Annotated in this window: 16 protein-coding genes; 6 read left to right on the top strand and 10 right to left on the bottom strand. The window is 42.2% G+C overall.

Annotated features, from left to right (window positions below; all coding sequences use genetic code 11):
- Positions 1 to 229: 229 nt before the first annotated feature.
- The 4 genes from H6G86_RS26815 to petB all read right to left on the bottom strand — a co-directional run bounded on the left by H6G86_RS26815 (position 230) and on the right by petB (position 3,750).
- Positions 230 to 1,219: a GDP-mannose 4,6-dehydratase gene (locus H6G86_RS26815; RefSeq protein WP_190936858.1), complete on the bottom strand. Its 990-nt coding sequence runs from the start codon at positions 1,217 to 1,219 to the stop codon at positions 230 to 232.
- Between the two features lie 343 nt (positions 1,220 to 1,562).
- Positions 1,563 to 2,003: an ATP-binding protein gene (locus H6G86_RS26810; protein ID WP_041565844.1), complete on the bottom strand. Its 441-nt coding sequence runs from the start codon at positions 2,001 to 2,003 to the stop codon at positions 1,563 to 1,565.
- A gap of 359 nt (positions 2,004 to 2,362) precedes the next feature.
- Positions 2,363 to 2,845 carry a cytochrome b6-f complex subunit IV gene (petD, locus tag H6G86_RS26805; protein WP_012407122.1) on the bottom strand — a complete coding sequence of 161 codons (483 nt, stop codon included), beginning with the start codon at positions 2,843 to 2,845 and terminating at the stop codon, positions 2,363 to 2,365.
- Between the two features lie 257 nt (positions 2,846 to 3,102).
- On the bottom strand, positions 3,103 to 3,750 hold the full coding sequence (gene petB / locus H6G86_RS26800; RefSeq protein ID WP_012407121.1) for a cytochrome b6: 648 nt from the start codon (positions 3,748 to 3,750) through the stop codon (positions 3,103 to 3,105).
- A 506-nt stretch (positions 3,751 to 4,256) separates the two neighbouring features.
- Between petB and ctpA the strand changes: the two genes are divergently transcribed.
- Entirely contained in the window at positions 4,257 to 5,501 is a 1,245-nt protein-coding gene (gene ctpA / locus H6G86_RS26795; protein WP_190936857.1) for a carboxyl-terminal processing protease CtpA, read from the top strand.
- Positions 5,502 to 5,972: 471 nt separating this feature from the next.
- Here ctpA and H6G86_RS26790 read toward each other — a convergent pair whose 3' ends face one another.
- Positions 5,973 to 6,467: a GNAT family N-acetyltransferase gene (locus tag H6G86_RS26790; protein ID WP_190936856.1), complete on the bottom strand. Its 495-nt coding sequence runs from the start codon at positions 6,465 to 6,467 to the stop codon at positions 5,973 to 5,975.
- Positions 6,468 to 6,752: 285 nt separating this feature from the next.
- Positions 6,753 to 7,925 (bottom strand): RpoD/SigA family RNA polymerase sigma factor, encoded by a 1,173-nt coding sequence (locus H6G86_RS26785; RefSeq protein ID WP_114083591.1) that lies wholly within the window; start codon positions 7,923 to 7,925, stop codon positions 6,753 to 6,755.
- An 803-nt stretch (positions 7,926 to 8,728) separates the two neighbouring features.
- Between H6G86_RS26785 and priA the strand changes: the two genes are divergently transcribed.
- On the top strand, positions 8,729 to 11,353 hold the full coding sequence (gene priA / locus H6G86_RS26780; protein ID WP_190936855.1) for a primosomal protein N': 2,625 nt from the start codon (positions 8,729 to 8,731) through the stop codon (positions 11,351 to 11,353).
- Between the two features lie 136 nt (positions 11,354 to 11,489).
- Here priA and H6G86_RS26775 read toward each other — a convergent pair whose 3' ends face one another.
- Together H6G86_RS26775 and H6G86_RS26770 are read right to left on the bottom strand one after the other, a co-directional pair.
- Positions 11,490 to 12,164 carry a response regulator transcription factor gene (locus tag H6G86_RS26775; RefSeq protein WP_190936854.1) on the bottom strand — a complete coding sequence of 225 codons (675 nt, stop codon included), beginning with the start codon at positions 12,162 to 12,164 and terminating at the stop codon, positions 11,490 to 11,492.
- A 41-nt stretch (positions 12,165 to 12,205) separates the two neighbouring features.
- A complete protein-coding gene (locus H6G86_RS26770; protein WP_242064992.1) occupies positions 12,206 to 13,372 on the bottom strand; it encodes a sensor histidine kinase in 1,167 nt (388 codons plus the stop codon).
- A 522-nt stretch (positions 13,373 to 13,894) separates the two neighbouring features.
- Between H6G86_RS26770 and kdpA the strand changes: the two genes are divergently transcribed.
- The 4 genes from kdpA (at position 13,895) to H6G86_RS26750 (ending at position 20,344) form a co-directional block, all read left to right on the top strand.
- The gene (gene kdpA, locus H6G86_RS26765) at positions 13,895 to 15,580 is read left to right on the top strand and encodes a potassium-transporting ATPase subunit KdpA (protein WP_190936853.1); all 1,686 of its coding nucleotides are present in this window, start codon (positions 13,895 to 13,897) and stop codon (positions 15,578 to 15,580) included.
- A 350-nt stretch (positions 15,581 to 15,930) separates the two neighbouring features.
- Positions 15,931 to 18,036 (top strand): potassium-transporting ATPase subunit KdpB, encoded by a 2,106-nt coding sequence (kdpB, locus tag H6G86_RS26760; RefSeq protein ID WP_190936852.1) that lies wholly within the window; start codon positions 15,931 to 15,933, stop codon positions 18,034 to 18,036.
- 340 nt (positions 18,037 to 18,376) lie between these two features.
- Complete coding sequence (gene kdpC / locus H6G86_RS26755; RefSeq protein WP_012407111.1) at positions 18,377 to 18,979, top strand: K(+)-transporting ATPase subunit C; 603 nt, start codon at positions 18,377 to 18,379, stop codon at positions 18,977 to 18,979.
- Positions 18,980 to 19,189: 210 nt separating this feature from the next.
- Positions 19,190 to 20,344, top strand: coding sequence for a universal stress protein (locus tag H6G86_RS26750; RefSeq protein ID WP_190936851.1), 1,155 nt, complete (start codon positions 19,190 to 19,192; stop codon positions 20,342 to 20,344).
- 4 nt (positions 20,345 to 20,348) lie between these two features.
- Here the strand turns inward: H6G86_RS26750 and H6G86_RS26745 are convergent, their stop codons facing one another.
- Positions 20,349 to 21,845, bottom strand: coding sequence for a carotenoid oxygenase family protein (locus tag H6G86_RS26745; RefSeq protein WP_190936850.1), 1,497 nt, complete (start codon positions 21,843 to 21,845; stop codon positions 20,349 to 20,351).
- A gap of 116 nt (positions 21,846 to 21,961) precedes the next feature.
- Positions 21,962 to 23,377 (bottom strand): folate/biopterin family MFS transporter, encoded by a 1,416-nt coding sequence (locus tag H6G86_RS26740; protein ID WP_190936849.1) that lies wholly within the window; start codon positions 23,375 to 23,377, stop codon positions 21,962 to 21,964.
- Positions 23,378 to 23,537 lie beyond the last annotated feature (160 nt).

The following is a 23,537-nucleotide window of genomic DNA, read 5'->3' as shown; positions in this document are numbered from 1 at the left end:
ATACCCTTAAACGGCTGCCCATATACCTGTTACCGTGGTAGATACATTATGTGTATTTACTTATCTTTACACAATTTGGTTTTTTCACCCTGTCCTACTTATATATGATTGAATACCACCTTCGTGGGCAAAAATTTCTAAAAACACGAAGACATGGTTAGTTTTTTGGTTAACTTTATCACCTACCTTTAGGTTTTGTGTCACTTTAGTGATATGCATATTAGGTTATTTATACTTGGGTTAAGGGCGCAATCGCACCGCTTTGTAACCGCTCTAAATCTGTTTTTACCATTTTTTCTAAAAGTTCCTCAAAACTCACTTGGGGTTCCCAACCAAGATTTCTTTTAGCTTTACTAGGGTCAGCTACTAGTTGAAAATGCTCGTCTTGTCTCAATAAACTGGTATTTAAAACTATATAGCGCGTCCAATCCAATCCGACAGACTCAAAAGCTGTGGCAACTAAATCTCTAACGCTGTGCAGTTTACCAGTGCCAATCACATACTCTTCTGGTTCATCGACTTGCAACATGAGCCACATAGCTTCTACGTAATCTCCCGCAAAGCCCCAATCGCGTTTCGCATCTAAATTACCCATTTCTAAGGTGTCAGTTAAACCCAATTTAATCGATGCGGCTGCCAAAGAAACTTTTCGGGTTACAAACTGAGGTGCGCGGAGAGGAGACTCATGGTTATATAAAATTCCACTACAGGCAAATAATCCATAGCGCTGTCTGTGATGCACCATCGTCCAGTGGGCGTGCATCTTGGCCGCAGCATAGGGATTTTTGGGACGAAAAGGCGTTTCCTCATCTTGAGGCGAACTAAATACATCGCCAAACATTTCCGAACTGCTGGCTTGATAAAATCTGGTAGACAAACCAACCTGTCGTACAGCTTCCAAAAGTCTGGTAGCTGTACCAGTGATCAAATCTAGGGTTCCTAATGGGTCGTTCCAAGAGTCGGGTACAAAACTGGGAGCCGCCAAATTGTAGATTTCTTGGGGACGTAGTTGCTCAACTGCGGTCAACAGCGCCCCACTATCCCTCAAGTCAACCGTAAAAATTTCTACCTGATTCGCCAGTGTTCCCAGCTTTGTCAAATTAGGTTGTCGATGGGGAGGTACTAATCCTACAACTCGATAGCCACGGTTGAGGAGCAAATGGCTGAGATAATAGCCATCTTGACCAGTTATTCCTGTAATGAGGGCTGTTTTAGTCATAATCTGTCCCCTATTATCTCTATCTCTATTAAGGACTAAATAGCAGTTGTTGGAGAACAAACATTCCGGCTCTCAACACTGCTGACAAATCTTAACAAGGGAGCTAATATAACTCGAATGCTATCTTTACTGTATTCATTAATTCTTTTTATACAAAAATATTTTTGAGATTTTACCAAAAAATCATAATAACTAAGCAATTTTACGTAAAAAATACATTACTCCAATTCAAATAATATTGAAAAAGGAATATACTTTTATCAATCAAGTAACTACATTTTGTAGCAGAGAGTTTTTTTGCTCATACTTCTGTTTTGAAGTAAGTGGTTTAAATTCACGTTTATTATTGTGCTTCTACAGAGTATTTGACGATGAGAAGGCAATTTCTACCATCTGCACCACGTTCGTATACAACACGGTCTGCCAACCGCCGGAGGAGGAACCATCCATACCCACCTACTTGTAGAGTACCTGGTGCTGGCTCTGCGATCGCATCAGGATTAAAAGGTTTTCCATAATCCCAAATTCTAATCTCTAGTCGATCAATCCACAGATCAACGTTAATTTCAATGGTTGTTTCTGGGGGTAAAGCATGATGAGCGTGACGAACAGCGTTGGTAAAACCTTCTGCTAATGCTAAATTGAGGCGATCTAGTTGGGTTTTTGACCAGCCAAGTTGAGACAGATGTTGCAGACAAAATTGCTCGAACCATTCTTGCACCTGGTTTAGGAGGCTGAGTTCGCTCTTAACCTTCAGATGGTCTTGCTGCACTATGGTAAACATTAACTGTGACTTAAATATAAATAAACCCAAGTTGCTAGTTATTAAATTTTGCATGATTCGCCAAATTTCTCTGATGTAGAAAAATCTAAATTGAGATATTTTATCTACCAAAATACAAAACATGAACGATTTTGGCATTTATAGCGTTGTAACTAGCAACTTACGTTAATTAAGTGAAAAATGTTTATATTTGATGAATTTTGGTGATTTTAGATTTTGAGATAGCTTTTCAATCCAAAACTCCAGATCCCGAATGCAATCTGAACTATTAAAATTGACGCCTGTAGATTTCTTCCAAAAACATATTTGTAATATGCTCTTGAAACTCACAGGCGTCAAAGCACTTTGTGGTGACTAATTTAGAATAGTCCCAAGGTCAAAGATTTATCCAATGGCAAGGCAGCACCAATACCCAGCCACACGGTGACAAGAGTACCAACGAGGAAAACTGTGGTTGCAACTGGGCGACGGAAGGGATTTTGGAACTTGTTGACGTTCTCAATAAAAGGAACGAGAATTAGCCCAACTGGTACAGAACCCATTGCTAACACTCCTAAAAGTTTGTTAGGAAGCGATCGCAAAATTTGGAAGACTGGATACAAGTACCACTCTGGTAAAATTTCCAATGGTGTGGCGAAAGGATTTGCTGGTTCACCGGTCATTGCAGGATCTAGCACAGCTAGAGCCACAATTGCAGCGAAGGAACCCATGATCACGATTGGAAAGACATAAAGCAAGTCATTAGGCCAAGCGGGTTCACCATAGTAATTGTGACCCATGCCTTTGGCGAGTTTGGCTCTTAACTGAGGATCGCTCAGGTCAGGTTTTTTTTGTGTTGCCATTTTGAAATGTGCTCTCCTGCTTAAGTTAAATTAAAGCATTTGTGAAGGCTATCAGCTACTAGGCAAACCTAGCAGGCAAAAAGCAGCGTTTTGTTTGTCTACGGTTATCCGCTTGGAAGGAATTTACAGCTTTAGGCTTCAGATGAAGTGTTTATTTTTGGAACTTATGTGCAATTAAATTTATTGTGTTTCATAAGTTTAAAACAAACAACTTCATCTGAAAACTGACAAATCTTGCCTTTCGCTAATAATTGAGATTACAAAGGCCCGGAAATGCCTTGCTTGCGGATCATCAAGAAGTGAAACAGCATGAAGACTGCAATCAACCAAGGCAGCACAAAGGTGTGTGCGCTGTAGTAACGAGTTAGTGTTGCTTGACCAACACTTGAACCGCCGCGCAGCAGGTCGGAGATCAGAACGCCAACTACGGGAATTGCTTCTGGTACGCCGCTAACGATTTTTACAGCCCAGTAGCCAACTTGATCCCAAGGTAGGGAATAGCCGGTGACTCCAAAGGAAACTGTAATTACAGCTAGGATGACACCGCTAACCCAAGTTAGTTCGCGGGGCTTTTTAAAACCACCTGTGAGATAAACCCGGAAGACGTGCAAAATCATCATTAACACCATCATGCTGGCAGACCAGCGATGGATGGAGCGAATTAGCCAACCGAAGTTTACTTCATTCATGATGTACTCCACTGAGGAGAACGCTTCAGTGACTGTTGGCCTGTAGTAGAACGTCATGGCAAATCCAGTGGCAAACTGGATGAGAAAGCAAACCAGGGTAATACCACCCAAGCAGTAGAAGATGTTGACGTGGGGAGGGACGTACTTACTAGTAACGTCTTCAGCGAGTGCCTGAATCTCCAGGCGTTCCTCAAACCAGTCGTAAACGTTGGCCATACAATCTCAAGTTCCTAAAAGTCGGTTGCGGTTGATAAATCCCGAAGCTCTAAATCGGCGACTAAAATTCTGATGGTTCCAAGCCTCGGCATCCTGCGGGTTCGCCCAAGGGGTTGCCGCAGGCTAGGGTAACAACAGAATTGTCTATGGACTTCTCATAAGCCGCCTCTTATGACTTCTCTCCCAATTAGCAATTTTGGGATTTTAGTAAAGACGAGTTTATTTCGTTTGCTTGTCAGCTTTCAGCGTGCTAAGAGTCTTCAGAAACTTTACACTCTGTAAAGAAGGAATATATTGCGATCTCTTTACGCCCCTGCACAGAAAATGGTGGACACAAAGTAGATTTTATCCTTTCGCGAGTGGATACAACGCATCAGTTGACTGAACAACTTGATGAGAGAAATGCACCACTTCTATAAAAAAAGTAACATAATCGAGAGATAGATTTCATCAACAACAGAGCAACTGAGCATTTCTAGGCAATTTGGGTTGAGGTGGAATTGATAATGGGGTTCATGAACAAACAAGTCTTTCGGGTTGGATTTTCGTTGTTAATGGCGTTTTGGTTGGCGTTTGGTACGCTGACCCAGCCTGCGCTGGCTTTAACGGGGGAACAAAAGCTGGTTTCCGAAGTTTGGCGAATTGTTAATCGCACTTATCTAGATGAGACTTTTAATCATCAAAACTGGGCGGCTGTGCGGCAAAAGGTTCTAGAGAAGCCGCTTACAGACTCAAATGCCAGTTATGCGGCAATTGGGAAGATGCTCAAGAGCCTCGATGACCCTTTTACCCGCTTTTTAGACCCGGAACAGTACCGCAGCTTAAAGGTCAATACCTCTGGGGAACTGACTGGGGTAGGATTGCAAATTGTCCTGAATCCTGAGACTGGGAAGTTGGAAGTAGTGGCTCCTATAGCAGGTTCACCAGCAGACAAAGCGGGGATTAGACCACGCGATCGCATTCTTAAAATTGAAGGCGTGCCCACAAAAAATCTTACCCTAGATGAAGCTGCAACTAAAATGCGCGGGCCAAGTGGCAGCCTTGTTACTCTCCTCATCGAACGGGATGGAGAGCCAGAAACGGAAATTAGATTAACGCGCGATCGCATTGCTCTTAACCCTGTGGTTTCAGAATTGCGTGTTTCCACTGAAGGTACATCTATTGGCTACCTACGTCTCACTCAATTCAATGCCAACGCTTCAACGGAATTGGCACACGCTATTTCTAGTCTAGAAAAAAAAGGCGCTGCTGCCTACATTCTAGATTTACGAAATAATCCTGGGGGATTATTGCAATCAGGAATTGAAATTGCCCGTCAGTGGTTAGATACTGGTACTATTGTCTATACTGTGAATAGACAAGGCATTCAGGGTAGTTTCGAAGCCTTTGGGCCAGCCCTGACGAACGATCCTCTGGTAATTTTGGTGAATCAAGGAACTGCCAGTGCTAGCGAAATTCTGGCTGGCGCACTCCAAGATAACGGTCGTGCCCAGTTGGTAGGCGAAACCACTTTTGGTAAGGGTTTAATTCAATCTTTATTTGAATTATCAGATGGTTCGGGATTGGCAGTCACAATTGCTAAGTATGAAACTCCTCAACACCGGGATATTAACAAACTAGGTATTAAGCCAGATAAAGTGATTTCCCAAGATCCAATTAACCGCGAACAGATTGGTACTGAAGCGGATCTACAATATCAAGCAGCAGTGGAACTTTTGAAGAAAGACTTGGTTGTGGCAGGAAAAGTGTAAAAGCTAAAGAGTTAAAAGAGGTTTCTTGATTAAGCTTACGGCTTACGCAAACAATAACCACAACCAGGATTTACAGGTAAGGGCAATACCCTGCGCGAGTACCCCTACCTGGTTAAGTTTTGTGTAAGTCCTCAAGCTAATTAGGCAGTACTACATGAATTGTCAAATTTTGTGCCTTTGCCAAGTTCGGACTCGACGCTAATTTGACAACCATGTTTTTCCACAATCATTTTATGAGCGATGTCTAGACGACAAGCCGCTCCGTGTCTACGCTAATCCCAACCCTGTATTTTTACTGCTAGCTTTTGTCATCAATAAATGATCAGGCTCGCAAATGTTAAGCAATATCTGGTTAATTAATAGCCTTTTTAAAGAGGGTTAGTGAGGATCTAAAAGTGCTTAAAGTTTAGAGAAAAACACTTTTCCAACAACCTTTTCTGACTACTGAATTCAGAATAGCTGAATTTTTCTTCAATTGACAGCCCCTAACTGCGTAAGCGCGTCTTCTGTGACACGGCAAATTCGCCAATCATCTAATATAGATGCTCCTATACTACGGTAGAATGCTTTAGCTGGTTCATTCCAATCCAACACACTCCACTCTAACCGTCCACAGTCACGTTCTATAGCTATCTGAGCTACTTTAGAAATAAGAGCTTTACCAATACCTTGTCTACGATACTCTGGTAAAACAAATAAGTCTTCCAGATAAATTCCGGGCTTGGTCAAAAATGTTGAATAATTATGAAAAAATAGGGCAAAAGCAACAGCTTGACCAGCAGTTTCTGCTAAAATCGCTTCTATATATCTGTGCGAACCAAATAAATGCTCCTTAAGTGCCATAGCATCGCCAGTGACAGCATGAGATAATTTTTCATACTCAGCAAGTCCCTGAATTAATTGAAAAAGTACGCTGTAATCAGTTGGTTCAGCAAAACGCAAAATCAAATTGCTACACGAAGTCATTTGTCTATAGTCTACAGTTCATAGTCCATAGTCTATAGGTAACTGTGCAATTTTTTTTAAAATGACTAAACAAAAGCCGAAAAAGGTACAGAATGACCGTTTTTTGAGAGTTGCGGTAGTCGAAGCTCAAGAAATATAAATATACCAGCCCCTAAATTCATTATTGGAGCTAATTAAGTCAAACCATGCGGGTAATTCAAAATTCAAAATTAAATATCTATTTTTGAATTTTGAATGGGAACGAAGTGATGATCAGGTATTGCGTCTCTATTTTGGTGAATGTAACTAAATCAACCAACCTTTTAAGCGTTTAGCTATGTGGGGACGGCGCAATTTTCGCATCGCTTTGCTTTGAATTTGGCGCACTCGCTCACGGGAAAGATTGAACATATTGCCAACTTCTTCTAACGTACAGGGTTCGCTGGTGGTCAAACCATAACGCAGAGAAATCACATCTTTTTCTCGTGGAGTTAACACATCACCTAGTACTTCCCAAATCTCCTGACGCATCATGTTTTCATTCATTTTTGCTTCTGGAGACAGGTTATCTTCATCTTCTAGCAAATCCATCAATTCCGTGTCTTCTTCTTTACCGACACGGTGGTTGAGAGAAAGTGCTTGACGGCGTAGCTGTTGTAGTTGGCGTAGTTGTTGTACGCTAATTTCCAAAGCTTCTGCCATTTCACCTTCGGTAGGATTCCGACAGAGTTTTTGCTTTAGTTCGCGTTGAGCTTTTTTGAGTTTGTTAAGCTTTTCAACAATATGAATAGGTAGCCTGATTGTCCGCGCATCGTTAGCTATAGCCCTGGTAATCGCTTGTCTAATCCACCAATAGGCATAAGTAGAAAACTTATATCCCTTATCTGGATCGAACTTTTCTGTAGCGCGATTTAAACCCATTGCTCCTTCCTGAATTAAATCCAGAAAAGGCACTCCCCGATTTAGATATCGTTTGGCAATAGAAACTACTAACCTCAAGTTGGAGCGAATCATTTTGCGTTTCGCTACTCTACCTTGATACAAGCGACTTTCTAGTTGCTTTTCGGTCATTTCTAGCTCGGAAGCTACTTCTAGTTTGGTAGGTTCCTGTCCTAGTTTTAAGTTTAAAGCAGCTTGTAATTCCCTAATTTCCTCTAGAAATCTAACTCGCCGCGCTAACTCTACTTCTTCATCAGCTTTTAAAAGCGGATAACGCGCCATCTCTTTAAAAAACGCGCCGACGGCATCATCATGCTCGGTTTTATTGTATCCCGAAGGGCGGGCCGCCGCCATGTCATCTCCATCGCGTTCATCTGATTCCAGATTTTCTACTACAATTGGAGGCTCTTCATCTGCCACTGCATCTAAACTATCGAGTGATGGTTCTTCAATATCAGCAGCATTCTCCAGTATTTCCATTTTTCCCAATTCAACAATGTTCATAGTTTCCTTTAGGGATTGTTGTTTTGTTTGGTACATAATTTAGTTACAGCTACTCGTTTGAGGCTTGGTAGTTTTCCCTAATGGACGAATGCACCCCTTTATATGGCGAAATAGAAGCTTCTGCTAATTTCTATTCAAGAATAAAAATCTATATCTACTTACAACCTATGGGTTACAGTTAGATACAACCTATAACGTAACTGACCTTAGCACCCAACAAAACTTTCTTCTCAGGCTTTTAACAGATTATATTCTTCATTTTTTTCTTAATTACCAAATATGTCAAACCCCCTCAAACATTCTCAACCTGAACAACCATAAAAATCTCAGCTAACCATCCAAAATTCTTAAACTTTCATATATTTTTTTAAATATATATTTTTCTGTTTAGGTATTTGGAAGTCACTGGATAAATTTAAAACCTGGTGATGGGGTTATGCCTTCCCAATTTCAAGTTACCCAAATGATACAAATTACAATTATGGCAGCTTAATTTTGGGATGATCTTATTTGTATAAAAGCATCTCATATACAGAAAGGGTTGAATATCTATCGATAGGCGGAAAAAGGCTACTCCCTATTTAGTAGATAGAGCAACTGTTGCAGCAAGTGCCGACATGCTTTTATTTATATAGTGGGTACCAAATATTTATTGCATGTATAGTTGATACGAATTTGTCTAGTAGATTACATAAGAGGAAACTTATCAAGTATTATGAAGGATAACAGTATTGAAAAATACTATTTAAATTTAAGAAAGCAAAAAATTAGAGTTTAGTTAGCTAGGTTAATTTTGACCAGCTATGTGAGGAAAACATCTAACTTTATAGTCAGGAACTATGTATATTAATGGCATAAGTTTATCTCCTTTAGTAGTGGCTGAACCTAGCGAATCGTACCAATCAGGTACAACTCTTAATAGATGGGTTGAAGTACTGGTAGACTGTCCAGGAAGTACAGGATTATTTACTTATCGATTGCCAGCCCAGTTAGAAATAAAACCAGGGGATATTTTGAGCGTGCCATTTGGGGCACAACAATTAGGAGCGATCGCAATTCGGTTACTGGCACAACCAAATATTGATTTAGCACCAGAAAAAATCCGGGAAGTAGAAGATATAGTCAGCGTTGGATTTTTCCCAAGTGCTTATTGGGAATTACTCAATCGAGTTGCTGCATATTACTATACGCCTCTGATTCAAGTAATCCGGGTTGCTCTGCCACCAGGGTTGCTGGGGCGATCGCAGCGCCGTATCCGCCTTGTTAGAGGAGGGGGAGCAGGGAGCAGTAGTTATTTGCTAGCATCTTCTAATCCTTTAGCTTTTTTGACTCCTACTGCGCGGCAAGTTTGGGAACTTTTGCAAGGGCAGTCTGCGGGGGATTATAGTTTTGCCTACCTTCAACAAAAAGTCAAATCTGCCTATCGGGGAATTCGGGAGTTACTGCGATTCGGTTTAGTAGAAAGCTATTTAGAACCGCCACGGTTGACTCGACCAAAGCTACAAAAAGCAGTCACCCTCACAGGTACAATTGATAGCGACTTAACTACCCGGCAGCGAGAGATTTTGGAAGTGCTGCGGCGGCATAATGGGGAGTTGTGGCAAAATGAATTACTGCAAATTTGCAATGCTAGTTCTTCTATCCTCAAAACGCTGACACAAAAGGGTTATATCGTTATTGAAGAACGGGAAGTATTGCGAACCGAACAGGGCCCAGCATTAGCAGGCGATGGGGCTAAATCTTTAACTGCTGCCCAAGCTAGCGCTTTGGAAACAATCCAGACATTAGATGGATTTGCTGAAGTTTTATTGCATGGGGTGACAGGTTCAGGAAAAACCGAAGTATATTTGCAAGCGATCGCACCTCTCATCAAGCAAGGCAAATCTGCTCTTGTCTTAGTACCAGAAATTGGACTTACACCCCAGCTAACTGATCGTTTTCGTGCCCGTTTTGGCAATAAAGTCAGCGTTTATCACAGCGCCCTCTCCGACGGTGAACGTTACGACACTTGGCGGCTTATGCTCACCGGAGAACCCCAAGTTGTTATTGGTACGCGCAGCGCAGTTTTCGCGCCTTTGCCCAACTTGGGTTTAATTATTTTAGATGAAGAACACGACAGTAGCTTTAAGCAAGACTCACCCATACCTACTTACCATGCCCGCACTGTCGCCAAATGGCGAGCCGAATTAGAAAATTGCCCTTTATTGTTAGGTTCTGCCACCCCTTCCTTGGAAACTTGGGTAAGTGTGGGGAGGCAAGGGAGCAGGGGAGCAGGGGAGCAGGGGAGCAGGGGAGCAGGGGGAGAATTCGTAACTCCTCACTCCTCACTCCTCACTCAGCACGGGCTAAACGCCCCGCTACCGCTAACATCACTCAGCACTCATTATTTAAGTTTGCCCGAACGCATCAATTCCCGCCCTTTACCGCCTGTGGAAATAGTCGATATGCGGCAAGAGTTACAGCAGGGAAATCGTTCTATATTTAGTAGATCGCTGCAAGAAGCTTTGCAACAGTTGCAAGAGAGAAAACAACAGGGAATTTTATTTATCCATCGTCGGGGACACAGTACTTTTGTCTCATGCCGGAGTTGTGGATATGTGTTGGAATGTCCGCACTGTGATGTGTCATTGGCGTACCACCACACCGAAGAAAAAGCACCAGAATTATTGCGCTGTCATTATTGTAATTATGCGCGATCGCATCCCAAATACTGCCCCGATTGTAGTTCCCCTTACCTGAAATTTTTCGGTAGCGGTACTCAGCGAGTAACGCAGGAATTAGCGCGACAGTTCCCAGAGTTGCGCTTGATTCGTTTTGATAGCGATACCACCCGTAACAAAGGCTCACACCGTACCCTACTCACCCAGTTTGCCAACGGCGAAGCGGATTTATTAGTTGGTACGCAAATGCTTACCAAAGGTTTGGATTTACCACAGGTGACACTTGTGGGCGTTGTCGCCGCCGATGGATTGCTAAATTTATCAGATTATCGTGCCAGTGAACGGGCATTTCAAACCTTGACTCAAGTTGCTGGACGTGCTGGTAGAGGAGACGATCCAGGCAGGGTGATTGTACAAACTTACACTACAGAGCATCAGGTAATTGCAGCAGTGCGATCGCACGATTATCACTCTTTCTCGCAGGCTGAACTAGAACAACGCCAAGCCCTGAATTATCCCCCTTATGGGCGGTTAATTTTGTTGCGCTTAAGTAGTCTCGATCCCATTCAAGTGCAAAATACCGCCCAAATTATTGCTACAGCCTTGAGTACAGAAGAAGAATTCGAGATATTAGGCCCAGCACCAGCGAGTATTTTACGAGTAGCTAATCGTTATCGCTGGCAGATATTGATTAAATTTGCTCCCGATGCATTACCACAATTGCCAGATTGGGAAGAAGTGCGATCGCTTTGTCCTTCGTCTGTTAGCCTAACTATTGATGTAGACCCATTAAATATTATGTGATTTTCTTGGGGTAAAAGATTGAGAAATCTGGTTTATCTAAAATAGTCCATTGATAGGTTTGTAGTAAGCACTTCAGTGCTTGAATATTTGAGGACTAAAGTCCTTACTACAAAAGTATTTAAGATTGAATTTTAATCTAGTTAATCAACAATTCTGGTGCTACTAATCCTTTTTGGATCGCTAAGACTGCGGCTTGAGTGCGATCGCGTACTTCTAGTTTCTGCAAAATTGTATGAACATGAACCCGCACTGTACCAGGGGCAATGTAGAGAATCTCAGCAATTTCTTGATTGCTTTTGCCAGCTGCTACCAGTGCCAAAATTTCTTGCTCGCGCTTCGTTAAGGGATTTTCTAGGTTTCCCTCAGTTTTTGCAGGTAGCGCCACAGTAGAATTGCCCTCAAAAGCTGCCCTAATTTCTGTTGTTGCCGTTTGATCCCACCATGAAGCGCCAGCTGCAACCGATCGCACTGCCAAGATCAGAGACTCAGCAGGAATACCTTTCAGACAGTAACCTTGGGCCCCAGCTGCAATTAACCGTGAAATCAGAGCTTTCTCAGAACGAGACGTTAAAACGAGAATTGGTAAATTTGGGTGCTTCTGCTTGATTTGGCGACAAGCTTCAATCCCACCAATGCCCGGTAAACCTATATCTAGTAAAACCAAATCCAGGGGATAGCGATTTGCCAATTCTACAGCTTGTTCTCCATCTTCTGCTTCTGCGACAATCTCCAAAGTAGTTTCTTGCTGCAACCGCATCCGCAGACCAAGCCGAAACAATTCATCGTCTTCAACGAGTAAGATTTTTGTCATTTGTCATTGGTCATTGGTCATTTGTCATTAGTCATTGGTCATTAGTCATTGGTAAATAAATAGTTCTTCTTCCCCTGCCTCCCCTGCTCCCTGCCCCCCTGCTCCCCTACTCCCGGTGGTGGACAAGCTGGGAGTCGAAAACCAAATATTGCTCCCCGTGGTGAGCGATTCTCTGCCCAAATTGTACCCCCATGAGCAGCGATAATTTGTCTGGTTAAATAAAGCCCTAGTCCCGATCCTGAGACGTGGCGATCGCTATGTCCTTGATAAAATCTCTCAAATAAGTGGGGTAACTCTTCTTCTGTAAAGCCGGAACCAGTATCGAGTATTTTTACCACTTGATCGCTAGAATAACCTTCAAGTACCACTTCCACTTTACCGCCACGGGGGGTATGGTTAATACCATTACTCAGGAGATTGGTGAAGACTCGCCCCAGTTGCAAAGGATCGCCATTTACCCAGAGAAAGCTCCGAAAATCTGATTCGCCATAGTGTAGAGAAATATAAACCTGACGTGTTCTCGCTAGTTCAGCCAGGGTAGCGATTACCTCCTCTGCCACAGTTGCCAAGTTAACAGGTGATATCTGTAATTTCAGCCCTTCAGCATCATTACGGTATACATCTAAAAGAGTTTGCACTAATTGCAGTGTACTCCGATGACTACGAGCCATAGTTTGGAGGACTTTTGCTTGCATTGGCGTGATTTCACCAAATTGCTCATTTTGAAAATATTTCAGCGTTTCAATTGCTCCTAATAGGGGTGTTTTCAAATCATGCGTTAGGGTAGAAACAAAATCTTCACGCATAATAGCTAGTTGTTCTTGGGAGCGTAATTGTGCTTGTGAAGAAGCGATCGCTTCTTCATTGCGGTGGTTGCGATCGCTTAACCAACCCGTTACCATCAACGCCAATACTGCAATCAGCCGATTTGCCAACGTTGGGGGATAAATTATTTCTCCTCCGGGGATAAATAAATTCAATAATGTTAATCCTGTAGCGGCAAGAGTGATCACCAATACTGCTTTCCGACTCAATCGAGAATCTGCTAACAAAATTGTCCCTGTGTAGAGGTAGCCAAATACGTACTCAGGTGGTGTCAAATATTCTAAGCCTATGACGATCGCAAAGGCGATCACTATTAGCCCATAAGTCTCCCCACGCCCATTTATAGCTTCTTTCATAGCCACTAATCGACTTAATATCGTCATTTCTGATTTACTAAAAAATCTTTATCCTACAATCTTTACAACTATTTAATTCAGCGATTATGATTTATCTGCAATCTATATCTGCAAATATTCACTTGAGCATTAACCCGAAAATTACGATTGTCCAGATGCAAAAAAGGGGACTGGGGGCTGAGGATTGGGGACTGGGTAGTTGTCCACAAGGGACAGAGTATCTAACACAACCTTCCCATCCCGTGATTTATTTAATAAAATCCTCTTAAATACTTATATTCTTTGAACGTAGCAAACTTCCAAAATGTATTGTATAAACAAATAATACTAACTAGCAAAATAGATGAATTAAAAGTAAAGATTAAATATTTTTAACAATAAGTTAAATAAGTATCTGGATAGTAATAACTGAAAATAGTAAATCCAGATTGCAAAATGGCGGTGATATGAGATATCACTAAATTCCTCCAAATCAAATACTTCAACAGTTAATCTGTTATTTCTAATAATTGGTTTGCTAGCACTTAAATTTTACCCTGCGCGAAATATATGGGACAAGGTTTTTTGCAAATTGGCTTAACGCTGTGTATTGTCATAGCAATTACTCCACTACTCGGTAGATACATAGCCCATGTCTTCTTGGGAGAAAGAACACTGCTGGATTTTTTAATGAACCCCATAGAGCGAAGCATGTTCGTACTAGCGGGTGTTCGCAGAAAAGATGATATGACGGGTTCGCAGTATATCCGGGCTGTACTGTACAGCAACCTGATTATGGGTATTTCAGTGTATTTACTGTTATATTTTCAGAGGCTCTTGCCCTGGAATCCTAACGGTTTTGGTGCGCCTAGTTGGGATGTATTACTGCATACAACCATTTCCTTTGTAACGAATACCGACCAGCAGCACTATGCTGGTGAGACAACCTTAAGTTATTTTAGCCAGGTAGCGGCTTTAGGCTTTTTGATGTTCACTTCCGCAGCCACCGGTTTATCTGTGGGAATTGCCTTTATTCGCGGGCTGACAGGTAGAAGGCTGGGAAACTTTTATGTCGATATCGTCCGTGCAATTACGCGCATATTGCTACCGATTTCGATTATTGGAGCGATCACTTTACTTCTAACAGGTGTACCACAAACATTAGCGAAGACTATGGATGTGAGAACCTTAGAAGGCGGGACACAATATCTTGCCAGAGGCCCGGTGGCATCCTTTGAAATGATCAAACTTTTGGGCGAGAACGGCGGTGGCTTTTTTGGCGTAAACTCAGCACATCCTTTTGAAAATCCCAATGGCGCTTCTAACTTAATAGAAATGATCGCCATGATTTCTATCCCAGCAGCGTTGATTTACACCTACGGTATATTCGCCAACAACATCAAACAAGCTTGGCTGCTTTTTTGGATGGTGTTTGTGATTTTTGTCGTTCTGGTGGGAGTGACAGCCGTAGGAGAATTGCAAGGTAATCCCCTAGTTAATAACGCCTTTGGATTAGAACAACCCAATTTAGAGGGGAAAGAAGTTCGATTTGGCTGGCTACAAACGGCATTTTGGGCAGTTATGACTACTGCTACTATGTCTGGTGCTGTGAATGGGATGCACGATTCTTTGATGCCCCAAGGAATATTTTCGACTCTCTTCAACTTATTTATCCAGGTTATTTGGGGTGGTCAGGGCACTGGAACAGCTTACTTATTTATTTACTTAATTCTTACAGTGTTTCTAACTGGACTAATGGCAGGACGCACCCCAGAGTTTTTAGGACGCAAAATTGAAAAACGCGAAATTGTCCTCGCCAGCGTCGTGTTGTTGATTCACCCAATTCTAGTTTTGATTCCCAGTGCGATCGCCCTGGCTTATCCCATCTCTCTCTCTGGAATTAGTAACTCTGGCTATCACGGTATTTCTCAAGTAGTTTATGAATACGCCTCAGCCGCCGCAAATAATGGCTCCGGCTTGGAAGGGTTGAGAGATAACACCCTGTGGTGGAACTTGAGTACTTTAGTTAGCTTAATCGGAGGACGCTACATTCCGATAATTGCCATCCTGCTGTTAGCTGATGGTATGTCTCGCAAACAACAAGTACAAGAAACCCTTGGTACCCTAAGAACTGATTCTCTAGTATTTACTGGTATCACTGCTGGAGTGACATTGGTTTTGGGAGTATTGACTTTCTTTCCCGTTTTAGCTTTAGGCCCCATAGCTGAGGGTTTGAAACTAGCATCTGGCAATTAGAAAATTTATGAGTTATAAGTCTGGAATTAAGAGAATACCAAAAAATAAATAAATTATCCTGTTTTGTAGGGAAGCCAGTGCTTTGTGCTGAATCCATCGCTGTAGGAGGATTTCCTACCGTAGGCGAATGGTGTTAGCAAGTCTTGTCTGCGACACGCTGTTCGCGTTCGATCGTCCGTCCTTCTGGTGACGATCGAACGCGAATAAAGGTAGGTAGGAACGAGCATCGCTTTGGCATTGTGTTAGCGATCGCATAGCGTGCCCTAAAGGTTGGATCTATTTTTTATTGGAAACTCCTAACTTCTAACTCCTAACTCCTAATTTTTAACTTTTAACTCCTAACTTTATTCATGAATCAAGTGGCAACTAACTTCAGAGCTAGACGGCCAAATCCTCGTTCTGGCGATCGCCGTCAAGGACGTAAAAAAGCAAGGACAAGTAAAAAGTGGCTTTACTTAAGGGCAATTAGAGATGCTTTTGTCAAGCTTAACCCTAAGTATGTAATCAAAAATCCAGTAATATTTGTGGTTTGGGTGGGGACAATCATCATTCTATTGCTAACGATTGATCCCAATCTATTTGGCCCAGCCCTACAAAAGAACCCGCAACTTTTCAATGGCTTACTGTCGGGGATTTTATTCTTTACAGTTTGGTTTGCCAATTTTGCCGAAGCAGTGGCAGAAGGGCAGGGTAAAGCTCAAGCTGATGCCTTGAGATTAACCAAATCAGAGGCGATCGCTAAAAAACTCGCTCCCGACGGCACAATTAGTGAAGTTTCATCCACCAGCCTGAGACAGGGCGATAACATTTACGTTATTGCTGGCGATATCATTCCCGGCGATGGCGAGGTAATTATGGGCGTTGCCTCAGTAGATGAATCGGCAATTACTGGAGAATCTGCACCAGTATTAAAAGAATCAGGCTCAGATGTTTCCAGTTCTGTCACTGGTGGGACGCGGATTATCTCAGATGAATTAATTATCCGGATCACTACTGACCCAGGCAAAGGCTTTATTGACCGGATGATTGCCCTAGTAGAAGGGGCAGAACGCAGCAAAACACCCAATGAAATTGCCCTGACAGTATTGTTGGCAGTTCTCAGCTTAGTGTTTTTGTTAGTCGTGGTAACTCTGCCCGCACTTGCTTACTATGTCAATAGTCCAGTCAGCGTGCCAACTTTAATTGCCCTATTAGTGGCATTAATTCCTACAACCATTGGCGGCTTACTCAGTACCATCGGTATTGCTGGTATGGATCGAGTTGCCCAATTTAACGTCATTGCCACTTCCGGAAAAGCAGTTGAAGCCTGTGGTGATGTAAACACTTTAGTTCTTGATAAGACAGGTACAATTACTCTTGGCAACCGTTTGGCGGAAGAGTTTATCCCTATCAACGGTCATTCAATATCAGAAATTGCTAATGTTGCGTGGGCGGCTAGTGTCTTTGACAATACACCAGAAGGTAAATCCATTATTCGACTGGCAGAAAAACTAGTAGCACGGTTTGATTTTGATTCCAACCAGGCAGAAGGAGTTGATTTTTCCGCCAAAACACGGATGAGTGGGACTAACTTACCTGGTGGGTATGAGGCAAGGAAGGGAGCAGTAGAAGCCATTAAAGGATTTGTCCGTTCTCGCAACGGACGCGATACGCCAGAATTGGATGCTGCCTACGAACGAGTTTCTCGCTTGGGAGGTACACCCCTAGCAGTTAGCCTAGATAACGAAATCTATGGGGTTATTTATCTCAAAGATATAGTTAAACCTGGTATCCGCGATCGCTTTGAGCAACTGCGACGGATGGGAGTGCGTACCATCATGCTAACTGGAGACAACCAAATTACAGCTTCTGTCATTGCTAAAGAAGCTGGAGTGGATGACTTCATCGCTGAAGCCACACCAGAAGACAAAATCAGCGTCATTAAAAAGGAACAAGCAGCAGGTAAACTAGTTGCCATGACGGGAGATGGGACTAACGATGCTCCCGCATTAGCCCAAGCTAACGTTGGCGTTGCCATGAATACAGGGACACAAGCTGCAAAAGAAGCCGCCAATATGGTGGATTTGGACTCCGATCCGACAAAGCTGATCGATATCATTAGCATTGGTAAACAATTGTTGATTACTCGCGGAGCTTTGATGACATTTTCTATCGCTAATGATATTGCTAAATATTTTGCAATTATCCCAGTGATATTTGTCGCTGCTAATCTACAAAGCCTGAATATTATGAATTTGACTAGCCCTAAGTCTGCTGTACTATCAGCGCTGATTTATAATGCTTTGATTATTCCAGCTTTGATTCCCTTGGCATTGAAGGGTGTGCGGTTTAGACCACTGACAGCTAATCAGCTACTCCAACGCAATATCTTAATTTATGGCTTAGGTGGGGTAATTGCGCCATTTATCGCCATTAAGTTGATAGACATACTGATTACACTTGTAGGTTTGGCTTAAGGATAGAAAAAGTAGAGACGCTGCGAAACGAGCGCATCTTGACCAAAGTAAAATAATAAACATTTTTACTTTTACCGTTGAGAGAGAGAACCAAAAGAATATGAATAAACAGGTCGATGTTTGGGAAAAGTTTTTGTCGATAAATCTGATACAGGCGATGTTCTTTGTTTGGTCGCAATTGCTTAAACAACACTCACACTCGCTATTTTTATCCTGCTGTGCTTGAATGTGGTAATTGCCCTAGATATTTATGCTGTTAGCAGCATCTTTGAACATCGTTCTAATTGGGTAAAAGAATTAAAATTAAAAATTAATTTTAGTAATCATTGGAAAAGTTTTTATGGCTATTATTCGAGAAACTATCAGAGCAATTTTTATAACTCTAATGCTTTGGTTGTTGACTGCAATCATCTATCCTCTGATCATCCTTGTAGTGGGTCAAGTTTTTTTGCCCTATCAAGCGAATGGCAGTATTATGCTGAATCTAAATAATGAACCAATTGGTTCAGCTTTGATTGGTCAACTATTCACATCTGAGCGATATTTCCATCCTCGTCCCAGTACTGTTAGATATAGCCAAGGAAAAAAAGCAAAGCCAACTGGCATATCTGGAGCCAGCAATCTTGCTGCTAGTAATCCAGAGCTACTAAAGCGGATTCTAGAAGAGGCAAATCAATTGCGAGACGAAAATCTTCAACCGATCGCTGATATGATTTATACCTCTGGTTCTGGTTTAGATCCGCATATTTCCTTCAAAGCAGCACGACAGCAATTGACGCGGGTTGCAGGTGCAAGGGGAGTTAAAGAAGATGAGATTCTACGTTTAATTAACAAGTATACCGATGGCAGATTTTTATGGATTTTTGGTGAGCCAGGAGTCAATGTTCTCCGCTTGAATTATGCTCTTGACTTGCAAGATATTAATCGTCAGCAAAATCAATAAATGGGCATAGGGCATTGGGAATTGGGAATTGGGAATTGGGCAAAACAGTTCTGTTAGCGGATAGCTAAGGTTTAGTCCGTTGTGAGCAAAACAAGTCAGATTTACTATTCACGCACTCAAATCTAGTTATCGGCTAACAGCACTTATAAGGGGCATAGATAAAGCACTGTTTTCCGATGAAATAGGATTGCGATAGAAACCAAGAATGAAATGTCAGATAATAATACTGGTTTGAATGGCACTGCACCTTTAAATTCTGGAAGTTACTCACTTTATCCGGCACGACGGCGGGGTAAGCATAAAATATTTATTGGTATGGCTCCTGGAGTAGGGAAAACCTACCGGATGCTAGAAGAGGGACACGCACTTAAACAAGAAGGAATTGATGTCATCGTTGGGCTTTTGGAAACTCACGGACGCAAGGATACGGAGGAGAAGGCAGAGGGACTGGAGATTTTACCCCGTAAGCAATATCTTCGCGGTGAGTTGACACTAACGGATATGGATACAGATGCTATTTTAAAGCGATCGCCCCAATTAGTCTTAATCGATGAACTTGCCCATACCAACGTCCCTGGTTGCCCACGCGAAAAACGCTACGAAGATGTAGAAGTAGTTTTGGCAGCAGGTATTGATGTCTACTCCACAATGAATGTGCAACATTTGGAAAGTCTCAATGATTTAGTAGCCAGAATTACTGGTGTAGTCGTCCGTGAGCGTGTTCCTGACAGAATTCTGGATGATGCGGATGAAATACTAGTGGTAGATGTTACGCCAGAAACACTGCAAGAACGGTTATTAGAAGGCAAGATTTACGCATCCGAAAAAATCCAGCAATCCCTCGATAATTTTTTCCAACGCCGTAACCTGATTGCTTTGCGGGAGTTGGCTTTGCGCGAAGTCGCAGACAACGTAGAAGAAAATGCGATCGCTACTATCCCCAATGGACAATCCTGTAATATTCATGAGCGCGTTTTGGTGTGTGTATCCACCTATCCCAACTCAGTACAGTTGTTACGCCGGGGTGCGAGGTTAGCTAGCTACATGAATGCCCCACTTTATACTTTGTTTGTTGCCGATCCAGAACGGTTCCTCACCAAGGAGGAAAGCCTACACATCCACACTTGTGAGAAACTCTGTAACGAATTTGAAGGTACTTTTATTCGTGTTACTAACAGTAACGTAGCTAATGCGATCGCAGAAGTTGCCGAGAAATATCGGATTACCCAAATTGTAATTGGAGAGAGTCAGCGATCGCGCTGGCAAATGCTCCTCAAAGGATCTTTGACGCAAAAATTGGTGCGCTTGCTCAAAAATATCGATTTGCATATCATTGCCAGCGAAAAAATGGTTTCATCCAAATAAAAGATCAAATTTCCCCAAAAACTTCAGAAGTAAAGCTTCCATGCAGACCATAGGGAATATGATGCTTAAGATGTAGCCTTGCAATCACTCCTTTAGAGAAATCACTAGCATCCAAAATTACCAAATCTGAGCGGTGATGGGCAGCATCATAAACTAAAGCTAATACCCAACCATCATCTTCCTTTTCAGAATCTGGGCGCGGGACAAAAATCGGTTCACCCACAAAACCACGGGGTGCAGCACTCCAAAACTGTCTTTCTCCAGACTGTAAATCAATTTTCAGTAATGCTTGTAAGGGAGCATTACCACTCTCTGCATGAGCCGCACCTATATATAGATATCGATAAGGGTGTCCCACATTCGCCGGATGGATGCTGGGAAATTCGCAACAGCGACTATCAATCAATTCTCGCTGGACTGTCCCATTCTTGAGATTTAGATAAAATCGCCAAAGTTGCCCAGGTGAAGAAGCTTCAAAATCAACTTGTCGAAAATCACTTTTAGGCTCTACTTCTGGAAAATCTTGGTAGCAAATAGAATCAATCAGAACTTCCTCTCCTACCTCAAAAGCATTAACGTGGTGGAAGACGAAACCCGACTGAGTTTCCAGAAATTTTATCTCTTCTTGCCCTTCTTTGGGAAAGCGGGGAATAATTATAATTTTAGTTGGCTGATTTGGTTGAAATTTGATACATTCTCCTGCCGCACGTATTCCCAAGGCAAAAGGTATGGGATTAAATGTGACAGGATTTTGAAAGAAGATGCAGTAGTTGGGAGTAATAACAAAATCGTGAATGAAACAAAAACCGGGAACCTTATGAGCTTGCTGTCTAACAATTTCACCCACTAAGTTTAGCTCGAAAATAGTAATGGTGGTAGATAAGCCTGGCTTAATCGAGAAATTTACTAGGCGAGGTTCGCTCCCATCTTGTTCACAATTCTTTTCCAAGCGGGGATGGGCAGCGAAAGCTTCACCTGCTGACAAAGCACCATTAAAATATTCATTTCCCAAAGTTTCAAGAGTGTAGGGATCGAGATGATATGCTTCAGAAGCTTCCCACAGTGCTAGCAGTTTACCACCCCAATAAATAACATTTGTATTAGCGATATTTTTGAGTTTGAAATCAAAGATATTAGCTCGCCAACCACCGGGTTTTTGAGTACCAAAAGTACCGCGATAAAGAATTTTTCCTGCCTTTTGTTCTGCCAAATACCCAGTTGTACGAACAAAGCGGTTACGAAAATGGGCACGACCGTTGCTAAAAGTAATTTTGCTAATCATCCCATCTCCATCAAACGGGTGATGAAAAGATTGCCCATTTACATCCAGCAAACCGGGGCCATTTCTAAATAGCGTGCCTTCTAATTCTCTGGGAATTTGTCCTTCTATTTCATCAATCCAATAATCAAATTCTTGGGTGAGAGATTGATACCCACCTTGCCAATCTGCACGAGTATAAGATTTTTCTGTAACTGGGCTTCCTTGACTTTTCAAATGCATAAGCTTTGTTTTTTATTGTTATCTTGTACAAAAATATGTAACACCTAAAAAGAATTTTGTTGCAGCAAGGTTGCAACAGGGAGGCAGCGCACTGACTCGACCTTGGATTTATTACACTATTCCACTATTTCTGACTCTGGTTCTGTCAGTACCAACTCAGACATCAAATCAGGTAAGAAAGCTTGTTCCCCATCTTTGGATGTCTCAGCTTGCTCTTCAGCAGCAGGTAGCCAGTTGATAAATGGTAGGGGTAACAGCGTACTAAGGTTAGTAATTATCACCAATAGCCAAAGTGACTCAAAATTAGTTGCAGTGATCCCTAGCCAATAGGTGATTAATGCCCCCAATGCTTGGGAAACCGTTCCTGCTGAATTAAATACCGACATCAACAAGGCAAATAAAGTTGCTTCCACTCCAGAGGGACAAAGCCTTGCTGCTAGAACCATGACTTGCATAAAGGCAATTTTCCCCATCACAGTGAGAATAAGACTATCGCCCAAACTAAACCAGTGGTCATCTATACCCAACAGTCGATTTGTGTGAGTCACTAACAACAGCATCGTCATCCCTAACATTGAAGAAAGGACGGTACTCCAAGCAAAAATCACGCGAAAAGGAATGCTTTTGAGGAAACGTTGAAAAATCCAAACACCTGCTAAAGAAGCGAAACTTGTCACCAAGTTTACCCGCCCCAAAAATTCTGGTTCAAAGTGTAATTCGTTGGTAGAGAAGTAGAAAAAGGCTGATTCAGCATTTGGGGTAGCTTGCCAGATGAAGACAAAAGCCGTTGGTAGCCAAATTGTTTTTTGGGTAATAGCTTGGCGTAGTTGCTTCAGTTGATGTTTGATTGGTAAAGGGTTAGTTTGATTACTCTCATTAGTATCTTTACTAACGGGAGATTCAGCAATTAACCAAGCTACCCCTGAGACAATAAGAGGGAATAAGGCGGTAATTCCAAAGACAGTACGGGTAGTAAAGTATTGAAGCAGCAGACCACTAAAGTATGCTGTTATTAAACCTCCGATCGCAGAAGCACCCCAGCATACAGATTGTAGTGAACCGGCTTTTGCTTGGGATTCACCTCTGGCACGTTCCACAACTAGCGAGTCAACTATCACGTCACTCATGGCGACGGAGAGAGAACCAAGAGCGATCGCTAACGTAGCCGCCCAGCTAGTATGAACTATTGTGGCCAAACTCATCCAGGAAGCAGTTCCCAGTATCCCAGATAAAATTAAGTAAGGACGACGACGATAACCAAATATAGGTAAGCCATCAGAGATAAAACCAAACACCGGCTTGATCATCCAAGGTAGGAAGACAATTCCCAATAGCGCCGACACCTGGACTGGACTCAGCAACAGTTCATCTTTGAGGAAAAAGCTCACGGCTAAACGCGATAGCCCTAAAATTCCTTGGACAAAGTAAACGGTGAGAATTGCAATTAACTCCGCATTGGGTTCATTACCCAAGAAGATTTTTTGTGTGAATGAGTCTTTGACCTTGGACAAGCCAGATGATTGAAGCACCATTCGATAAATATTTTTTAAGTTTTATCTACTTTTCTATCATATCGATTCTTAAAACCTAAGCTTTAGGATCAGTTGTATGCCAAGTTAAACTTTTAGGCTGGGTAATGCCAATATCTCTAAGCAGAAGGCAATCTAGGCATTATCTTAAGTGTTGTAGAGT

It is taken from the genome of Nostoc sp. FACHB-133 (assembly GCF_014698055.1).
GTDB lineage: Bacteria > Cyanobacteriota > Cyanobacteriia > Cyanobacteriales > Nostocaceae > Nostoc.
The sequence above is the reverse complement of the archived record's forward strand: the minus strand, read 5'-3'. Positions and strand labels throughout refer to the sequence as shown.

Coding starts and splice junctions, on each gene's coding strand:
- H6G86_RS26815 (WP_190936858.1), bottom strand. CDS start 1,219: ATGACTAAAACAGCCCTCATTACAGGAATAACTGGTCAAGATGGCTAT.
- H6G86_RS26810 (WP_041565844.1), bottom strand. CDS start 2,003: ATGTTTACCATAGTGCAGCAAGACCATCTGAAGGTTAAGAGCGAACTC.
- petD (WP_012407122.1), bottom strand. CDS start 2,845: ATGGCAACACAAAAAAAACCTGACCTGAGCGATCCTCAGTTAAGAGCC.
- petB (WP_012407121.1), bottom strand. CDS start 3,750: ATGGCCAACGTTTACGACTGGTTTGAGGAACGCCTGGAGATTCAGGCA.
- ctpA (WP_190936857.1), top strand. CDS start 4,257: ATGGGGTTCATGAACAAACAAGTCTTTCGGGTTGGATTTTCGTTGTTA.
- H6G86_RS26790 (WP_190936856.1), bottom strand. CDS start 6,467: ATGACTTCGTGTAGCAATTTGATTTTGCGTTTTGCTGAACCAACTGAT.
- H6G86_RS26785 (WP_114083591.1), bottom strand. CDS start 7,925: ATGTACCAAACAAAACAACAATCCCTAAAGGAAACTATGAACATTGTT.
- priA (WP_190936855.1), top strand. CDS start 8,729: ATGTATATTAATGGCATAAGTTTATCTCCTTTAGTAGTGGCTGAACCT.
- H6G86_RS26775 (WP_190936854.1), bottom strand. CDS start 12,164: ATGACAAAAATCTTACTCGTTGAAGACGATGAATTGTTTCGGCTTGGT.
- H6G86_RS26770 (WP_242064992.1), bottom strand. CDS start 13,372: ATGACGATATTAAGTCGATTAGTGGCTATGAAAGAAGCTATAAATGGG.
- kdpA (WP_190936853.1), top strand. CDS start 13,895: ATGGGACAAGGTTTTTTGCAAATTGGCTTAACGCTGTGTATTGTCATA.
- kdpB (WP_190936852.1), top strand. CDS start 15,931: ATGAATCAAGTGGCAACTAACTTCAGAGCTAGACGGCCAAATCCTCGT.
- kdpC (WP_012407111.1), top strand. CDS start 18,377: ATGGCTATTATTCGAGAAACTATCAGAGCAATTTTTATAACTCTAATG.
- H6G86_RS26750 (WP_190936851.1), top strand. CDS start 19,190: ATGTCAGATAATAATACTGGTTTGAATGGCACTGCACCTTTAAATTCT.
- H6G86_RS26745 (WP_190936850.1), bottom strand. CDS start 21,845: ATGCATTTGAAAAGTCAAGGAAGCCCAGTTACAGAAAAATCTTATACT.
- H6G86_RS26740 (WP_190936849.1), bottom strand. CDS start 23,377: ATGGTGCTTCAATCATCTGGCTTGTCCAAGGTCAAAGACTCATTCACA.